This is a genomic window from Streptomyces sp. NPDC047515 (assembly GCF_040643055.1).
Lineage (GTDB): Bacteria > Actinomycetota > Actinomycetes > Streptomycetales > Streptomycetaceae > Streptomyces.
Genome location: NZ_JBEYTM010000043.1, coordinates 38,762 through 55,332, shown reverse-complemented (window position 1 = coordinate 55,332; position 16,571 = coordinate 38,762). Strand labels below are relative to the sequence as shown.

The 16,571-nt window shown below is 70.9% G+C and carries 15 protein-coding genes; 5 read left to right on the top strand and 10 right to left on the bottom strand.

Translation table 11 applies throughout. The features are described from left to right. The first annotated feature begins 283 nt into the window (after window positions 1-283). Window positions 284-1,219 carry an ABC transporter substrate-binding protein gene (locus ABZ826_RS28595; protein ID WP_361454324.1) on the top strand — a complete coding sequence of 312 codons (936 nt, stop codon included), beginning with the start codon at window positions 284-286 and terminating at the stop codon, window positions 1,217-1,219. A gap of 173 nt (window positions 1,220-1,392) precedes the next feature. Here the strand turns inward: ABZ826_RS28595 and ABZ826_RS28590 are convergent, their stop codons facing one another. After that, on the bottom strand, window positions 1,393-2,619 hold the full coding sequence (locus ABZ826_RS28590; RefSeq protein ID WP_361454364.1) for a DUF5685 family protein: 1,227 nt from the start codon (window positions 2,617-2,619) through the stop codon (window positions 1,393-1,395). 308 nt (window positions 2,620-2,927) lie between these two features. On the opposite strand from ABZ826_RS28590, the gene ABZ826_RS28585 reads away from it, so the two are divergent. Further along, window positions 2,928-3,371, top strand: coding sequence for a cell division protein SepF (locus tag ABZ826_RS28585; protein ID WP_361454321.1), 444 nt, complete (start codon window positions 2,928-2,930; stop codon window positions 3,369-3,371). 21 nt (window positions 3,372-3,392) lie between these two features. Here ABZ826_RS28585 and ABZ826_RS28580 read toward each other — a convergent pair whose 3' ends face one another. After that, window positions 3,393-4,607, bottom strand: coding sequence for an acyl-CoA dehydrogenase family protein (locus ABZ826_RS28580; RefSeq protein WP_361454318.1), 1,215 nt, complete (start codon window positions 4,605-4,607; stop codon window positions 3,393-3,395). A 73-nt stretch (window positions 4,608-4,680) separates the two neighbouring features. Further along, window positions 4,681-6,387, bottom strand: coding sequence for an MFS transporter (locus tag ABZ826_RS28575; RefSeq protein ID WP_361454315.1), 1,707 nt, complete (start codon window positions 6,385-6,387; stop codon window positions 4,681-4,683). A 579-nt stretch (window positions 6,388-6,966) separates the two neighbouring features. On the opposite strand from ABZ826_RS28575, the gene ABZ826_RS28570 reads away from it, so the two are divergent. Further along, a complete protein-coding gene (locus tag ABZ826_RS28570; protein ID WP_361454312.1) occupies window positions 6,967-7,977 on the top strand; it encodes a phosphatase PAP2 family protein in 1,011 nt (336 codons plus the stop codon). 143 nt (window positions 7,978-8,120) lie between these two features. On the opposite strand, the gene ABZ826_RS28565 is transcribed toward ABZ826_RS28570, so the two are convergent. The 4 genes from ABZ826_RS28565 to ABZ826_RS28550 form a co-directional block, all read right to left on the bottom strand. Continuing rightward, entirely contained in the window at window positions 8,121-8,336 is a 216-nt protein-coding gene (locus ABZ826_RS28565) for an I78 family peptidase inhibitor (RefSeq protein WP_361454309.1), read from the bottom strand. 419 nt (window positions 8,337-8,755) lie between these two features. Further along, window positions 8,756-9,715 (bottom strand): YafY family protein, encoded by a 960-nt coding sequence (locus ABZ826_RS28560; protein WP_361454306.1) that lies wholly within the window; start codon window positions 9,713-9,715, stop codon window positions 8,756-8,758. A gap of 57 nt (window positions 9,716-9,772) precedes the next feature. Further along, window positions 9,773-10,615 (bottom strand): transferase, encoded by an 843-nt coding sequence (locus ABZ826_RS28555; protein WP_361454303.1) that lies wholly within the window; start codon window positions 10,613-10,615, stop codon window positions 9,773-9,775. Continuing rightward, window positions 10,612-11,895: a glycosyltransferase gene (locus ABZ826_RS28550; RefSeq protein WP_361454300.1), complete on the bottom strand. Its 1,284-nt coding sequence runs from the start codon at window positions 11,893-11,895 to the stop codon at window positions 10,612-10,614. Before ABZ826_RS28550 ends, ABZ826_RS28555 begins: the two co-directional genes overlap by 4 nt. A 357-nt stretch (window positions 11,896-12,252) precedes the next feature. Between ABZ826_RS28550 and ABZ826_RS28545 the strand changes: the two genes are divergently transcribed. Beyond that, on the top strand, window positions 12,253-13,032 hold the full coding sequence (locus tag ABZ826_RS28545) for a hypothetical protein (protein WP_361454361.1): 780 nt from the start codon (window positions 12,253-12,255) through the stop codon (window positions 13,030-13,032). 137 nt (window positions 13,033-13,169) lie between these two features. After that, on the top strand, window positions 13,170-13,508 hold the full coding sequence (locus ABZ826_RS28540; RefSeq protein ID WP_361454296.1) for a hypothetical protein: 339 nt from the start codon (window positions 13,170-13,172) through the stop codon (window positions 13,506-13,508). 69 nt (window positions 13,509-13,577) lie between these two features. Here ABZ826_RS28540 and der read toward each other — a convergent pair whose 3' ends face one another. From der to cmk, 3 genes are all read right to left on the bottom strand, one after another. After that, window positions 13,578-15,047 carry a ribosome biogenesis GTPase Der gene (gene der, locus ABZ826_RS28535; protein ID WP_361454293.1) on the bottom strand — a complete coding sequence of 490 codons (1,470 nt, stop codon included), beginning with the start codon at window positions 15,045-15,047 and terminating at the stop codon, window positions 13,578-13,580. A 63-nt stretch (window positions 15,048-15,110) separates the two neighbouring features. Beyond that, window positions 15,111-15,794 (bottom strand): lysophospholipid acyltransferase family protein, encoded by a 684-nt coding sequence (locus ABZ826_RS28530; protein WP_361454290.1) that lies wholly within the window; start codon window positions 15,792-15,794, stop codon window positions 15,111-15,113. Beyond that, on the bottom strand, window positions 15,791-16,507 hold the full coding sequence (cmk, locus tag ABZ826_RS28525; RefSeq protein ID WP_361454287.1) for a (d)CMP kinase: 717 nt from the start codon (window positions 16,505-16,507) through the stop codon (window positions 15,791-15,793). The genes ABZ826_RS28530 and cmk overlap by 4 nt, the downstream gene beginning before the upstream one ends. Window positions 16,508-16,571: the final 64 nt, after the last annotated feature.

Here is a 16,571-nt window from a genome sequence, read left to right as displayed (position 1 = left end):
TGGTCCTCCTCCTGTTGAGCCGACCCCCTGCATCTCCTCGCGTCTCGCCTGGCGCCGTGTGCGGCGCCTGAGCACTGTTCCCCGCGCGTCTTCACGTACACAACATCGCTTCACCCTCCCCTCTCCCGTTCCACCGTCCTTCTGTGCTGTGTCGATCTCTCGTTCTGTCGACTTTCGCTCTGCTTCCCGCTTCGCCCCGGCCGTGGGGTCGTCGCGTGCTGCCCTGCCCACGGGCCCGCCGCCGCGCCCGCTCACGGCCGATGACCCTGGAGAACCACGCCTCATGCCCCGAACCCGGCACACCGCCGCCTTCGCGCTGATCACCGTCGCCACCTTCGCCCTCACCGCGTGCGGGTCCGGCGATCCGGCGTCCGCGCCGGCCGGCGCCGCCGCGGACGCGAAGGAAAAGGTCCCGACCACCGATGTCGTGTCGTCGGTGCGGAAGGACGAGGCGGCGAAGCTGCTGCCCGCCGGCGTCCGCGCCTCCGGCACCTTGACCATCGCCTCCAGCGTCGGCAATCCGCCCGGTGCCACCTACCTCGCCGACGGGAAGACGGTGGCCGGCACGGACATCGACTTCGCGGACGCGGTGGCCAGGAAGCTCGGGCTGACGCTGAGGCGTGAGACGGCCTCCTTCGAGGCGATCCTGCCCGCGCTGGGCAGCGGCAAGTACGACGTGGGCACCGGAAACTTCGGGGTGACCGAGGAACGCCGCAGGACGATCGACTTCGTCACGTACATCAATGACGGCCAGGGGTTCGCGGTACGCGACGACAGCAAGCTGAAGAAGGTCACCGATCTCACCCAGCTCTGCGGTCTGACGGTCGGCACCGGCGCGGGCACCACGTTCGAGGTGACGCTGGAGGAGAACAGGCACCGGTGCCCCGACGCGGGCAAGAAGCCGTACGAGGTGAAGACCTACAACGACCAGGGGGCGACCTGGGGTTCGCTCCAGCAGGGGCGCAGCGACGTGGTGATGTCCACCATCAACGGGCTGCGGTACGCGGTGGATCAGCAGAAGGGCGTGCGTTTCCTCAACGAGTTCAAGCGCCTCGACGTCGGCTTCGCCTTCAAGAAGGGCACCCCCTTGGCACCCGCGTTCCAGGCCGCGGTGAACGCGCTCAAGGCGGACGGCACCTACGACCGGATCCTGAAGAAGTGGGGCATCGGCGCGTCGGCGATCAAGACCTCGCAGATCTCACCGCCCGAGATCAGGTGACACGGACCCGCGGTCCGGAGCCAAGAGCGGAAGCGGGGTCCCGGCCCGGCCGAGCCCGGATCACTGGCGCGGGTCCCTGACGCGGATCGCTGGCCCGGGTCCCGAAGCCGACTCCGCCCCGGCTCCGGGGCCGGGACGGCGCGGTCCCGCCACGTCGTGAACCGGGCCTCCGCTCAACAGTCGCACCCGCAGTCGCAGCAATCGCACCCGTCGCAGCACTCCCCGCAGTTGCCGCAGCAGTCACACGCATCGCAGCAGTCGCACTGACTGCACAGTCCCTCGCGGCGCTGACGGGTCCACGGGTCCTCGAAGGTGCCGCAGCACATCTGGCAGGTGCAGGCCAGCCCCGCCCACACCAGGCAGCCGGCGATCAGTCCTCGCCGGTCCCGCGGGGGCTCGGGCGGCGGCTGCGGCGGGCCGAAGGGATTTCCGGGGCTCGGCGCGTACGGATTGCCGGGCGGCGGGCCGAAGGACCCGGTCTGCCGCGCACCCGACGGGCGGCCGGCTCCGTCCGGTACCGCAACGCCCGCCCCGTGCGAGCACGCCGTGGTGCCGAACGCCCGGTCCACCGACTGCCGCAGTTCGTGCACCAGCAGCACGTGGGCCAGCTTGTCGTCGGTGAATTCCGCGTCGCGCAACGCCAGCCGTACCCCGCGCAGCGCGTCGTCGCACAGCCGTCGGGCCTCGGCCCGCGAGGTGCCGGTCGCGGTGAGCGGGTTCCAGGCACCCGACGCGGCGTCAGCTTCCTGGTCCTCCACGGCATCCAGCAGATGCGCCAGGCGCCCGAAGAGCCGGCCCGCCTCGGCCAGCGGCTCCGCGTTCCGCGGCCTGCCCGCGAGTATCGCGGTGTGGGCGAAGGCGGCCGCAGTGGCGGTCTCGGTGGGCTCGGTGACCGTGAGCAGCGGGGTGCCGGGCCCGGCGAGCAGCTCGATTCCGGTCTGCCGGTCGACGGCGTCGACGAGGAGCGCCGTGTCGAAGCCGAGTTGCGCGCCGGTGCGCGCACCGGCGCGGTCCCAGCCCGCCGCGACCCGGCGCGCGGCAGCAGCGACCGGGCGGCGCCTCAACAGGCCGTCCCGGTCGGCGACGTGGTCCCGTACCTTCGCCGACGCCAGCACCAGCGACACGGCGGCGGCCAGCCTGGCTCCCTCGCCGTGGGCGACCGGAGCGGTCCGCATGGCGCGCAGCGGGCAGGGTCCCGCGGTGCGCCGCCATCCGTTGGTGCGTTCGGCCTGAGCCTCCGTCAGGACCGAGACGATCAGGCCGTCATAGTTCGTCACGATGCGGGCGAATTGCCCATGGTCCGAGCGAAGTGCCAGACAGAGCCCGCAGAGATGGGCCATCCACTCGGTCCTGAGCCCCTCGGACAACCGGTGCGTACAGGGCCTGACGATTCCGAACACGACGATCCCCCGAGAGTCGTTCACCCGTGCGCCGAGCTCGTGCGCGTGCGCGACATGCATCGTATCGAGCGCCCCGTTCACCCGTACGTCCTCCGTGTCACCCATACGGAGCGGCGCATCATATTTTCTTTCCTCCAGGCCCCTGATGCAGGAGGAACCTTGACGAACCGCCACATCTTCTGCACCAGTACCGTCACGAATCCCCTGCGCGCCGACTATCCACTTGGCGCACGATCCGCATCATGGACGACCATAGGGATACGAAAGAGATGCGGAACATCACGGAACCGCGGTGAGAGGAGGCGTCCATGGGATCGGTGCGCAAGGCGAGTGCCTGGCTGGGCCTCGTGGAGGACAACGACGAGCGGTACTACGACGACGACGAGTACGCCGGGGGTGCGCAGACCGGGACCGGCCAGGTCTGGGTGACCGATCCCCGGGTGCAGGTGGCTTCCGAGACGGCCGAGGAGACGGGCCGCCGGATCGCCACCGTCACCCCGGACAGCTTCCGGGACGCGCGAGGCATCGGCGAGCTCTTCCGGGACGGCGTGCCGGTGATCGTCAACCTCACGACCATGGACCCCACGGACGCCAAGCGCGTCGTGGACTTCGCCGCGGGGCTGACCTTCGGGCTGCGCGGTTCGATCGAGCGCGTGGCCACCCGGGTCTTCCTGCTGACGCCGGCCGACACCCGGGTGGTCAACGGCGAAGCCGCCGGCCGGCCGGCCGACGGCTTCTTCAACCAGAGCTGAGCAGGGCGCTCGCCAACCGGTCTACCGGAACGCGTCGAGACCGGTGAGCGCCTTGCCCAGCACCAGCTGGTGCATCTCCACGGTTCCCTCGTAGGTGAGCACCGACTCCAGATTCGTCGCATGGCGCATCACCGGGTACTCCAGCGAGATCCCGTTGGCGCCGAGGATCGTGCGCGAGGTGCGGCAGATGTCGATCGCCTCCCGCACATTGTTGAGTTTTCCGAAACTGACCTGCTCCGGCCGGAGCCGGCCCGCGTCCATCCGCCGGCCCAGATGGTGGGCGAGCAGGATGCCCTTGTGCAGTTCCACGGCCATGTCCGCGAGCTTGGCCTGGGTGAGCTGGAAGCCGCCGATCGGCCTGCCGAACTGTTCCCGGGTCCGCGCGTAGCCGAGGGCCGCCTCGAAGGCGGAGCGCGCCGCGCCCATGGCTCCCCAGACGATGCCGTAGCGGGCGTGGCTGAGACAGCTGAGCGGGCCGCGCAGACCGGTGGCTGCGGGGAGTACGGCATCGGCGGGCAGCCGTACCTCGTCGAGGACCAGCTCACTGGTGACCGAGGCGCGCAGCGACCACTTGTGCTTGATCTCGGGCGCCGTGAAGCCCGGGGTGTCGGTCGGCACGACGAATCCGCGGATTCCGCCGCCCGCGCCGCCCTCGTCGGTCTGCGCCCAGACGACGGCGACCCCGGCGACCGAGCCGTTGGTGATCCACATCTTGCGACCGGTGAGGACCCAGTCCCCCCCTCCGTCGCGCCTGGCGTACGTCCGCATCCCGGCCGGGTCGGAGCCGTGGTCCGGCTCGGTGAGACCGAAGCAGCCGATGACCTCGCCGGCCGCCATGCCCGGCAGCCACCGCTGCCGCTGCTCCTCGGAGCCGAAGCGGTGGATGGCGTACATGGCGAGCGATCCCTGCACGGAGACCAGCGAGCGGATCCCCGAATCCGCCGCTTCGAGTTCCAGGCAGGCCAGCCCGTACTGCACGGCGGTGGCGCCCGCGCAGCCGTAGCCCTGCAGGGACATGCCGAGAGCACCGAGCGAACCGAGCTCGCGGGCCAGTTCCCGGATGCCGGGCAGCTCGCCGTTCTCGTACCACTCGGCGATGTGCGGCAGCACGCGGTCGGTGGCCCAGTCCCGGACGGTGTCGCGGATAGCGAGGTCCTCGGGTCCGAGCAGGTCGTCGATGCCGATGGGGTCGGCGGGGTCGAAGGGCGGGAGCTTCGAGGACGGGGTGGTGGACATGAGGGCGCCTCCGGCGGCTCGCACGATGCTAAAACTAGCAGTGTTAGTTATGGCCTCGTGTCGACGTTACGGCTCAGTGTCCCGCCCGTCCAGAGCCGGTCGCCTCGGCGGGTCGGCGCCGGGCGGGCAGCGCGAGCGACCGCTGCGTGCGGCCCGCAACGACGGGCGCCTCGTGCGGCTCGGGGTGTTCCGGCGCCTCGCCCGCGCCGGCGTCCCCGGTTTCGCGAAGGGCCGGCGACGGGCACTCCATCGCGCGCGGCAGCCGCAGCGCGGCGAGCGCCCCGGCCAGCAGCAGGGCCGCGCTGACCAGCAGCGTGACATGCAGCCCGGTGATGAAGGCGTGGCGGGCCGTGGAGCGCAGCGCCTCGCCCAGCGGACCGCCGAGCCGGTCCGCCACCTGGTAGGCCTCACCCAGCGAGTGGGTGGCGGCCGCGCCGTCCCCGACGGGGACACCCTCTCCGGGGAGCTTCGCGAGTCCGGGGGCGTAGGCGGCGTTCATGACACTGCCGAGCAGGGCGATACCCATGCCCGCGCCCAGCTGGTACGAGGTCTCGCCGATCGCCGCCGCCCCGCCCGCCCGGTCGGCCGGGGCATCACTGAGCATGGATTCGTATGCCCCGAAGAGCGTGCTCTGCAGTCCGAAGCCGAGTGCGACGAACGCCGCGGTCAGCAGGCCGGGCCGGTCGTGCTGCCCCATCGCGGTCAGGATCAGCACCGAGGCAGCCGTGAGCACGAAGCCCCAGCCGACCATCCGCCGCGGTCCGACGCGGCGCAGCGTGTACGACCCGGTGGCGCCCGCGGCCATGGCCGCGAAGGTGAGCGGCAGCAGCCGCAGACCGGTCTCCAGCGGGCTCAGCCCGAGCACGAGCTGGAGGTACTGCACGGCTATCAGTTCCAGCCCGACCAGGGCCAGCATGGCGAGGACGATGCAGCCCACCGCGGTGGAGAAGGCCGGCCGGGCGAACATCCCGATGTCTATCAGCGGATGCGTACGGCGCTTCTGACGGCGCACGAAGGTGACCAGCAGTACGGCCCCGATCAGCAGCGGGGCAAGTGTGACCGGGCTCAGCAGCCCCTCCCCGGTGCCCGCCCGCTTCACCCCGAGGACCACGCCGAGCACACCGGCCGCGGCCATCAGCGCGCCCAGCACGTCCCACGGGCCGTCGTCGCTGCCGCGCGACTCGGGCAGCAGCAGGCGGCCGACCGGCAGGACCAGGGCCATCAGCGGGACATTGATCAGAAAGACCGAGCCCCACCAGAAGTGTTCGACCAGGAAGCCGCCTATGACGGGCCCGGTGGCCGCTCCGACGGCGGCGACCGCGCTCCAGACGCCGATCGCCACGGCCCGTTCGCGCCGGTCGGGGAAGACCTGCCGGAGGATCGACAGCGTCGCGGGCATGATCATCGCCCCGCCGACACCGAGCAGGGCGCGCGCCGCGATCAGTGCGCCGGGGCTGCCGGCCATCGCGGCGATCGCGGAGGCGACACCGAACAGGGCATAGCCGAGCAGCAGCACGCGGCGCCGGCCGACCCGGTCGCCGAGGGTGCCGAAGAGGATCAGCAGCGAGGCACAGACCAGCGGATAGGCGTCCACGATCCAGAGCAGACCGGCGGCGCTGGGCCGCAGGTCCTCGGTGACGGCGGGGACCGCGACGTGGAGCACGGTCGCGTCGAGTGCGACGAGCAGCAGGCTGAGGCAGAGGACGACGAGGACGACCCATCGATTGGCACCGTCGGCGGCTGAGCGCAGCCGGATTCGGGCTGTGGTCGTCCCGGACATGCATGTACCTCCCAAAAGGTCCCTCGCGTTCGGCGGGCCAGCCGGGGACGCGGCGGTTCGCCACCCCTCGGGGCCCGGCATCGACGGGCGAGTGATCCGTCAGCGTACGCGAGTTCGGAGCACCCACACGTGGTCCACCTCATACCCCGACGAGCCGTGGAGTGTGGCGTGCGCCACGCCGCGTCGCCGCCCGGAGCCCGTCGGACCTGCGCGGACGACCGCCACCCGGGACCGCTCGGGGCTGCGCCGCCGGCCTCCGTACCCGGCACAGAAGGTACCCGGCGTCACTCCGGCACCACCGGCCGGGCCTGCGCCGAAAGCGGTCGGTGACCGGACGGACACCTTCGGTTCCATCCCTTCGAGGGGCCGGATAAATTCATACCGACACCTCCTTCGTTTTTCTTCCCACCCCCAAACACCCTTCCGAAATAAGTGCGAAATAAAAAGCGTGGAGGCTTGTCGGGGCGCTTCTTCGCGTCAGGAATTAAGGTCCGACTGAGACATAGTCCACATCACATCGTCATCACAAAGAGACCGGATCGACCGGTCCACGCACTAACTCGCTGTAACGTCGATTGGGTGCGTACCGACATCTTTGCCCGCCTGGACCGGGAGCCGGAGCCGCCGAAGATAGAGCCACCGCGGATGAGCCGTCACCGCATCGCTCTCTTCGGCGGGACGTTGGCGTTCTATCTCGCCATCGTCGTCGCCGTGCTGGTCTCCTCCTGGCTGGTGACTCTGGACTGGAAGGTCATGCTCTTCCGGCCCTATCAGCAGTGGCCGCAAATCCATGCGTTCCTCGACTACTACATCGTGCTGGGTCAGCGCGGCCCCACCGCCACCATGGTCGCCTGCTGGCTCGGCTGGCGCTCCTGGCGGCAGCACACACTGCGGCCCCTGCTGACACTCGGCGCCGCACTGCTGCTGCTCAACGCGACGGTCGGTGCGGTCAAGATCGGCCTGGGGCGGCTCGGCCCGCACTACGCGACCCAGATCGGCTCCGCCGAACTCTTCGCCGGCGGCGATATATTTCCGTCGGGCCACACCGCCAACGCGGTCGTGACCTGGGGGATCCTCGCCTACCTGGCGACCACCCCGCGGGCCAGACGCTATCTGTCGGCCGTGTCCGCGATCGTCTCGCTCGGCGTCGGGCTCACCACCGTCTACCTCGGCACGCACTGGCTCAGCGATGTGCTGCTCGGCTGGGCCGCGGGGCTGCTGATCCTGCTGGCTCTGCCCTGGGTCGAGCCGCTGATCACCCGGGCCGAGGCCTGGATCTTCGCCCAGCGCGAGATCCTGCGGGGACGCGCCCGCCCCGTTCCCTCCCTGCCCGTCGCGGTGGGTGGACCCCGGACCGCGCTGCCCGCGCAGCTGGACGGCGGCGACGCCGTTACGGAGAGCCCGGTGCTGGAACCGGTCGCCGCGGGCACGGTCACGGGTCCCCGCCCGCGTACCCACCCGGCCCCGCCGTCGCATCTGGTGCGTTCGGAACGGACTCCGGTCACCCCGGCCGGGAGTCGGCGCCCGCCGCACACGGACCGTACGCCCCGCGGCGGCACGGCCCCGGCCCGCCCGGTGTCCGGCGGCTGAACAGCGCCGGGAGCCGGTACGCACAGCCGCTCCCCAGCACAGCGAAGGCCCCGACTCAGGTCGGGGCCTTCGCTGTACCCGAAGCCCGAAGCCCGAAGCCCGGAACCCGGAACCCGGAACCCGGAGCCCGGCCGCGGCGGTGCTCAGCCCACCCAACAGCGGGTGACGACGGCGTCGACGGCCTCGAAGTTGATCCGTCCGCCCCGGTACTCCATGGTGATGATCGCCCCCGGCGGCAGCGATCTGACGGTGGTCCAGCCATGGCTGCGCGCTCGCCGTTCGGCCACGTCGACAGCGAGGCCGACGTACGCGCCGGGTGCGTCTTCGGGCTGGACGGGAGGGGTCGGTATAGGTGCCATGTCTCTCACCGTAGGCTCCCCCGGACCGCGACGGAAGCCGGGGCGCGGGCTGCCCCACGGCATCCTCACGTCCCCCGCCTGTCACGCTTGTGTCACAGGATCTCGACACATGAGCTGCCCGGATCACGCCGCCCGGACATGCGACCCACGACCCGACACACAGTAATCACACAAGCCGGGAAACGATCATACGGAACACCTGAAAACGAAACGGATTACACCGTATCGAGCAGCCGGAATTGCCGTGCTCAATAACCCGCGTAAATGAGCATGCCACCGGGAATTCACGCTTCCTTATGGCACCCTTATCCTTTGGTCACAAAATCCGTGCCATGGACCGGCACTACCGCCCACCGCTGCCCGTATAGCGGACAAGCCGAACCTTCGGTTCGCCGCGGGGGGAACACCGGTGGAGGCGCTCAGCCCAGGGCCCTCGACAGCCGGTCCCTGACCGCTCTGATGGCGTCATTGAGCTCCGGGGGTTCGACGACCTCGAAGTCGATCCCCATCAGCACGACGTGGATGACCAGCACATCAGGACTCGTGGCCCCGGTGCGCAGCAGACAGCTGTCGGCGCCGTCCGCCTCCAGCACCCCGGCGGACGGCGGGATCCGTTCCGCCGCGCGCTCGATACCCGTCTTCAGCCGGATCACCGCACGGGTCGCGTACGCGCCGGTGGAGATGCCCTCCGAGACATAGGCGGCCAGGTCCGCGGCCGGTGCGTCGCGCGGCACGAACCTCGGGCCGTGCGGCGGCGTGGGGGTGATCCGGTCCGCACGGAACGTACGCCAGTCCGCGCGGTCCAGGTCCCAGGCGACCAGATACCAGCGGCGTTCCGTGCACACCAGCCGGTGCGGTTCGACGGCCCGGCGCGACACCGAACCGGAGTGGTCCCGGTACTCGAAGCGCAGCCGCTCGCTGTCCCGGCAGGCTCCGGCCAGTTCGGTGAGCACACCCGGGTCGGCAGTGGACGCACCGGGCCCGCGCAGCAACGGCACCGTGAAGGTGTTCAGCGCGTTCACCCGGCGCCGGAGCCGGTCCGGCAGCACCTGTTCCAGCTTGGCCAGGGCGCGTACGGAGGTCTCGCCGATGCCCTCGACCCCGTTGCCCGCCGCGGTGCGCAGCCCGACGGCGACGGCGACGGCCTCCTCGTCGTCGAGGAGCAGCGGCGGCAGCTGCGCACCGGCGCCGAGCCGGTATCCGCCGCCCGTGCCGGGGGCGGCGTTGACCGGGTAGCCCAGTTCGCGCAGCTTGTCGACATCGCGTCGGACGGTCCGTGGTGTGACTCCGAGCCGCTCGGCGAGATCGGCGCCCGACCAGTCCCGGTGCCCCTGGAGCAGTGAGAGCAGGCGCAGCAGTCGTGCCGAGGTCTCCAACATGGGGCGAGTCTGCCAGGGATCGCGGACAGCCCGCGTCCGCGATCGGCTGCCGAGGCCTTACCGGGCCGGCGTCGGACCGGGTTCGATCCGGACGCAGAGGTCGTTCTCGGCCGAGTAGCAGGGGGTGGCGCGCACCCCCTCCCCGACGCCACGTCCCGGGTAGACGTAGATGTTCTTGCGGTCCCAGACGTCGTCGAGGAGGCGGGAGATCCGTACGCCGTCGGCCGGCGCACCGGTCGACGTGCCGGGGATCAGCCAGAGCGTCCACAGCTGCTTCCCGGTGACCGGCCCGGCGGCCAGCCGGTCGAGGGGCAGCGTGAAGGAGAACGTGTCCTTCTTCCCGGTGACCGGCACCCGGCAGACCCGCTCGGTGGTACCGGCCACGCGCGCCTCGACGCGGGCGTCGTCGCCGAGACCGGTCCCGTACAGCGTGCCCTCGACGGTCATCGCGTCCCGGTCGAAGGTGACCGGTCCGGCCTCGGCGTGCGGCGAGCGGATCCAGCAGTGCAGGGCGAGCCGGCCGTCGACGGTCGGATACGGGATGCGGACGACGATCCGCCCGGTCCGCGGCGTGCGGTCCATGAGGAGCCGCAGATCCCTGATCCCGGGCTCGACGGCCACCCCCTCGTCCTCGCCCGGCTTACACAGATAGACGTCCCAACGTCCCTCGGCGGGTTCAAGGGCGCTCGGCAGCTCCGCCCGCAGCCGTCCGTCACCGAGCGGGCTCAGCGGCAGTCGCAGGGTGCCGTCGGCGGCCCCCTTGCCGCCGCGCAGCCTCAGCAGCAGTTCGGGTGCCTTCCCCTCCGCGCGGAGACCGGGGTCGAGGTCGAAGGCGATCTCGCCGTCGGGACCCGCGGTGCAGTCGGCTCGTGGTGTCAGTCGCTCTGCGGAGACGGTCATGCGGGCTTCCCCTTGCGGATGGCGTCGGCGGCCTTGTAGCGCAGGGCGTACGCCCCGTCGAGCACGGTGCCGCGGGCGCGGTGCAGTGTGGTGCGCAGAGCGCCGTGCGAACGGCCGCTCGGGGCCCTGGAGGCGAGTTCGGTGAAGAGCCGCTCATGGCGTTCGGCGATCCGCGACGGATCGAACCGCTGCGACGCGGCCAGCGCCGCGCGTCCCGCCCGGTGCCGCGCTTCGTCGTCGTCGATCAGACCGAGCAGGGCCGCCGCCACCGCCGCTGTGTCACCGACGGGCACCAGCCGCCCGTCCGTGCCGTCCTCGATGATCTCGCGGGGGCCGTGCGGGCAGTCGGTGGCGACGACCGGCAGGCCGCAGCGCATCGCCTCGACGATGGTCATGCCGAAGGACTCGCGGTCGGACGTGACCGCGGCGATCGCCCCCTTGGGCCACTCGGCCTCCAGCGGGTTGACCGAGCCCATCAGGAACACGTGGTTGTGCAGGCCGAGTTCACCGATGAGGGTGAGCAGCGCCTGCCGCTCGTTCCCGGTCGCGTCACCGCCGCCGTAGATGCGCAGCCGCCAGTCCGGACGGGCGGCGACCACGTCGGCGAAGGCCCGGACCAGCAGGTCGTACCGCTTGACCTTGTGCAACCGACCCGCGGCGATCACCCACTTGCTGTCGCCGTCGGCGGGCGCGATCCCCGGCGCGGGCACGCTGTTGGGGATGGACTCGATCCGCACACCGGGCAGCTTGAACCCGCTCCGGTAGGCACGGGCGTCGGCCTCGGTGACGGTGGTGATCGCGTCCAGCAGGGCGTAGCGGTGCCCGATCTCGCGGCGCAGCCGGTAGCCGTGGCTGTCGAGGGTGAGGTGCTCCTGGCCGATCCGGACCGGACCGCGCCGGGTCTGCCTGCTGATCTGCACGTTGAGCCCGGGGCGGGTTCCGACCACGACGTCCGCGTCCAGCGACCGCAGATGGTCTGCCACCCGCGCGTCGGTCAGCCTGCTGTACTGCCGGTACCTGCTGTCGCCACGCGGGAACACGGCTGCGGGACGGGCGTGTTCGGCCGCGTCGCCGTCGTACGTCGGGCTCTTCTTCCGCAGGTCGACGAGGTGGCCCAGACGCACGCCCACGGGAGCGCCCAGCGCCGGAACGTCCCGGTGCCGGAAGACGGAGACGATCTCGACGTCATGGTGCTCGGCCAGCGCCCCGGCGAGATTGAACGTCGTGCGGATCGTGCCCCCGACTCCGTAGGCGTTGTGGAGCAGGAAAGAAATGTGCATAAAACAGTGCATCTCCCGGTTCGGCCGACCAGCGGAGGGCGGTACTACCCATGACGACGCGGACCGGCCGGAGGTTCACTCCTGACATCGGCCAGTTTCAGCCGTTTTCATATTCGCCTGTTTTCCTGATTTGTCGATGTATCGGCGAACCACTCCCTGGCCGAGTCGATCACATCACCTCACGACCAATCGGGACAAATAATCCGTAAAGGGCCCTTCCGATCCCGAGATTCACCCTCGGCGTCGGATGGTTCGATTACGTTCCCTTTCTCGCGTGACCCCGGCCGCGGATCGCCCGTTGTCTTCTTCATGAGCCGGGAACCGCTCGGCCCACGCAACGAGTTCGAGGAGCCACCCGTGCCGCGCATGCTCGACGTCAGCGAGGACGTACGCGCCGAGATCGGCGACGCCGAAGCCGACCGGCTGCTCGTCGGCGACAACACCCCAGGCAGCTACGACTGCACCTCCTGCCGCACTCCCGGCGACTCCGAGCAGGAACGCACCAGCACGGTGCTCTTCGTCGGTGACGAGACCGCCGTCCTCGCCTTCGCCCACGCGAGCTGCATCCCCTCGCAGGTCGTCCAGGTCGCCGAGGAGCAGCTTCAGGGCGCGGTCCGCAGCATCACCGGCAGCGACGCGGAACGCCCGGAGGGCCCGAGCACCGAACAGGCCGTCCTCGGGGTCACCAGCGGCCTCGTCCTGATCGACGACGAGCTCCATCCGGCCCTCGTCGTCGAGCCGACCGGCGCCATCGCCCGTCCGGGCACCGACGGCAGCCGGGGAGACGAGTTCCTGCAGCTGCTGCTGGAGCAGGGCTTCCATCCGGTCCGCCGGGTGGACGGGATGCCCCCGGTGCTGCGCGGCTGGTCGATCCTGCTCGCCATGGGCCGGCTGCACGCCGTGCTCCAGCCGGGCACCGGCGGCGCCCCCGTCGCCTGGTGGCAGGCACACGCGCCGCTCCAGGTCACCGAGGGCTGGCGAACGGCGGCCAACAAGTCGCAGACCGTGCTCGTCTTCGCCGCCCCGGCGGGAGCGATCGGCCAGCAGCCCCGCGAGGACCTGTTGCGCGACGCCCTGGACAAGGCCGCCGCCGCCGGGCTCCTGGTCGCCGCGGCGATGCCGCTGGCCGGGACCTGATCGTGTCCGTCGGCTCCTCGCGCCTGCGGCGAACAGCTATTTCTCCGCCGGGCCCGCATCCGACGGACACCGGGGTCGTTGGCACATACGTGCACGCATACGACTCCTCCCACCAGCGCCCGAGCCCGATCCCTGCCATGCGTCCCTCGCAGGAACCCTTGGGCGGTCAGTCCCAGACCCCGATCTACGACGCGCTGTACTCGGAGTACCGCCGGTCGTTCCGGGCGCTGCCGGGCGATCGGAGCGGCGAGGAGAATCTCGGCTTCATTGCCTTCGGCTCCGGGCTCTTCGGCAGCCGCCTCCCGCTGAGCGGCCACTCCGGTCACTCCACCGGCCTCTCCGCACACAGCACGACAGCCGGACACGGCAGCGGCGCGAGCACGCACACCGGCAGCCTGGGTTCCTGGCAGCGGGTGGGGAGGCACTCCGGACGCACCCAGCCCGCGGCTCTGCCCCCGGGATCGCGAGGGGCCTGACCGTATGAGAGAGCCCAGGACCGTACCGGATCCGGAACGGTCCTGGGCTCTCTCACGGGCCCTTGCGTGCTACTTGTTGCGGCCGCGCTTCTCGCGGACCCGCACCGAGATGTGGATCGGGGTGCCCTCGAAGCCGAACTCCTCGCGCAGGCGGCGCTCGACGAAGCGCCGGTAACCGTGCTCCAGGAAGCCTGAGGCGAACAGCACGAAGCGCGGCGGCTTGGTGCCCGCCTGGGTGCCGAAGAGGATCCGGGGCTGCTTGCCGCCGCGGACGGGGTGCGGGTGGGAGGCGACGATCTCACCGAGGAAGGCGTTCAGCCGACCGGTGGGGACGCGGGACTCCCAGCCGGCGAGGGCGGTCTCGATCGCCGGGACCAGCTTCTCCATGTGACGACCGGTGACCGCGGAGACGTTGACCCGCGGGGCCCACGCGACCTGCGCGAGCTCCGTCTCGATCTCGCGCTCCAGGTAGTAGCGGCGCTCCTCGTCGAGGGTGTCCCACTTGTTGTACGCGATCACCAGGGCACGCCCGGCCTCCACGGCCATGGTGATGATGCGCTGGTCCTGGACGCTGATGGACTCGGCGGCGTCGATCAGGACGACGGCGACCTCGGCCTTCTCCACAGCGGCGGCGGTACGCAGCGAGGCGTAGTAGTCCGCCCCTTCCTGGAGGTGGACGCGACGGCGGATACCGGCCGTGTCGATGAACTTCCAGGTGATGCCGCCCAGCTCGATCAGCTCGTCGACCGGGTCACGGGTGGTGCCCGCGAGCTCGTTGACGACGACGCGGTCCTCGTTCGCCACCTTGTTCAGCAGCGAGGACTTGCCGACGTTCGGACGGCCGATGAGCGCGATCCGGCGCGGTCCGCCGATCACGGTGCCGAAGCGCTGCGCCGGGGCCTCGGGCAGCGCTTCGAGTACGGCGTCGAGCAGGTCGCCCGTGCCTCGCCCGTGCAGCGAGGAGACCGGGTGCGGCTCGCCGAGGCCCAGCGACCAGAGCGCGGTGGCGTCTGCCTCGCCGCTCTGGCCGTCGACCTTGTTGGCGCACAGCACGACGGGCTTGCCGGCCCGGCGCAGCAGCTTGACGACGGCCTCGTCGGTGTCGGTGGCGCCGACAGTCGAGTCGACCACGAAGACGACCGCGTCGGCGGCCTCGATCGCGTACTCCGCCTGGGCGGCGACGGAGGCGTCGATGCCCAGCACGTCCTGCTCCCAGCCGCCGGTGTCGACGACCTTGAAGCGGCGGCCCGCCCACTCGGCCTCGTAGGTGACGCGGTCACGGGTGACACCGGGCTTGTCCTCGACGACCGCCTCGCGGCGGCCGATGATCCGGTTCACCAGCGTCGACTTGCCGACATTGGGGCGGCCGACGACGGCGAGCACGGGAAGCGGTCCGTGACCGGCCTCCCCGAGCGCGCCCTCGACCTCTTCGGCGTCGAAGCCCTCCTCCGCGGCGAGCTCCATGAACTCCGCGTACTCGGCGTCGCCAAGCGCTCCGTGCTCGTGGTCCGAGCCGTCGGAGTGAATCTGGTCGTTCATGAAGTCCGTTCCTCTTTGCATCATCATCGATGGGCCGCGACCACGCGGCCCACTACTCAAGTCTTACCTACGCCCGGTGAAACGCCTGGCCTCGTCCAGGTGGGCGGTCAGCCGCGCCTGGATCCGCACCGTCGCCTCGTCCAGCGCCTTGCGTGTCCGCCGCCCACTGCCGCCCTTGTCCGAGCTGCGCGCCCTCTCTTGCGCGTCGAAGGCATCACCGAAGACGACGTCGACCCGGCTGCGCAACGGCGGCAGTGCCGATATCAACCGTCCGCGGCGCTCGGTGCTTCCCAGTACGGCCACGGGGACGATCGGCGCTCCGCTGCGTACCGCGAAGTACGCGAGCCCGGCACGCAGAGAGGCGAAGTCGCCCTCGCCCCTGGTGCCCTCGGGGAAGATCCCGAGCACCCCACCGCCCTCCAGCACGCCGAGGGCGTCGATGATGGCGGTCCGGTCGACGGTCGTACGGTCCACCTTCAGCTGACCGATGCCGCGCAGGAACGGGTCGAGCGGGCCGACGAACGCCTCTTTCTTGATCAGGAAGTGGACGGGCCGGGGCGCGGTGCCCATCAGCATCGGACCGTCGATGTTGTGGGAGTGGTTCACCGCGAGTATGACGGGTCCGGAGGCGGGGACCTTCCACGCACCGAGGACGCGGGGCTTCCACAGCCCGTACATCAGCCCGATACCGATCCCGCGTCCGACCGCCGCGCCGCGCGGCGTGGGCGAGCCCGTGGCTCGGGTCACTGCGCGGCCCGCTTCTCCTCGACGAGGGTGACGACACACTCGATGACCTGCTGAAGAGTCAGCTCGGTGGTGTCGACCTCGACGGCGTCGTCCGCCTTGGCCAGCGGGGAGGTCTTGCGGCCGGAGTCGGCCGCGTCCCGCTTGATCAGCGCCTTCTTGGTGGCGGCGAGATCGGAGCCCTTCACCTCCGAGCTGCGGCGGGCGGCACGCGCCTCCGGCGACGCGGTGAGGAAGATCTTCAGGTCGGCGTCGGGCAGCACGGTGGTACCGATGTCGCGGCCCTCGACCACTATGCCCCGCTCGGCCGAGGCCGCGATCGTGCGCTGCAGCTCGGTGATCCGGGTGCGCACCTCGGGGACCGCGCTGACGGCGCTGACCTTGGAGGTGACCTCCTGGGTACGGATCGGGCCCGAGGCGTCCTCGCCGTCGACGGTGATGGTCGGGGCGGCCGGGTCCGTGCCGGAGACGATGACCGGCTTGGCGGCGGCGGTCGCCACCTCCATCGCGTCCTGCACGTCGATGCCGTTGTTCAGCATCCACCAGGTGATCGCCCGGTACTGCGCGCCGGTGTCCAGGTAGCTCAGGCCGAGCTGGGCGGCGACGGCCTTGGACGTGCTGGACTTGCCGGTGCCGGAGGGCCCGTCGATGGCGACGATCACTGCGGCCGGGGCCGTCCGGGCGGCGGCGCTTGCGGTTTCCACGGTGGTGGACACCTTCCTGGTACTCGGGGTGGGCGGGACGGGGACGCGCGAACCCGCCCCGCACAAGGTTACCGAG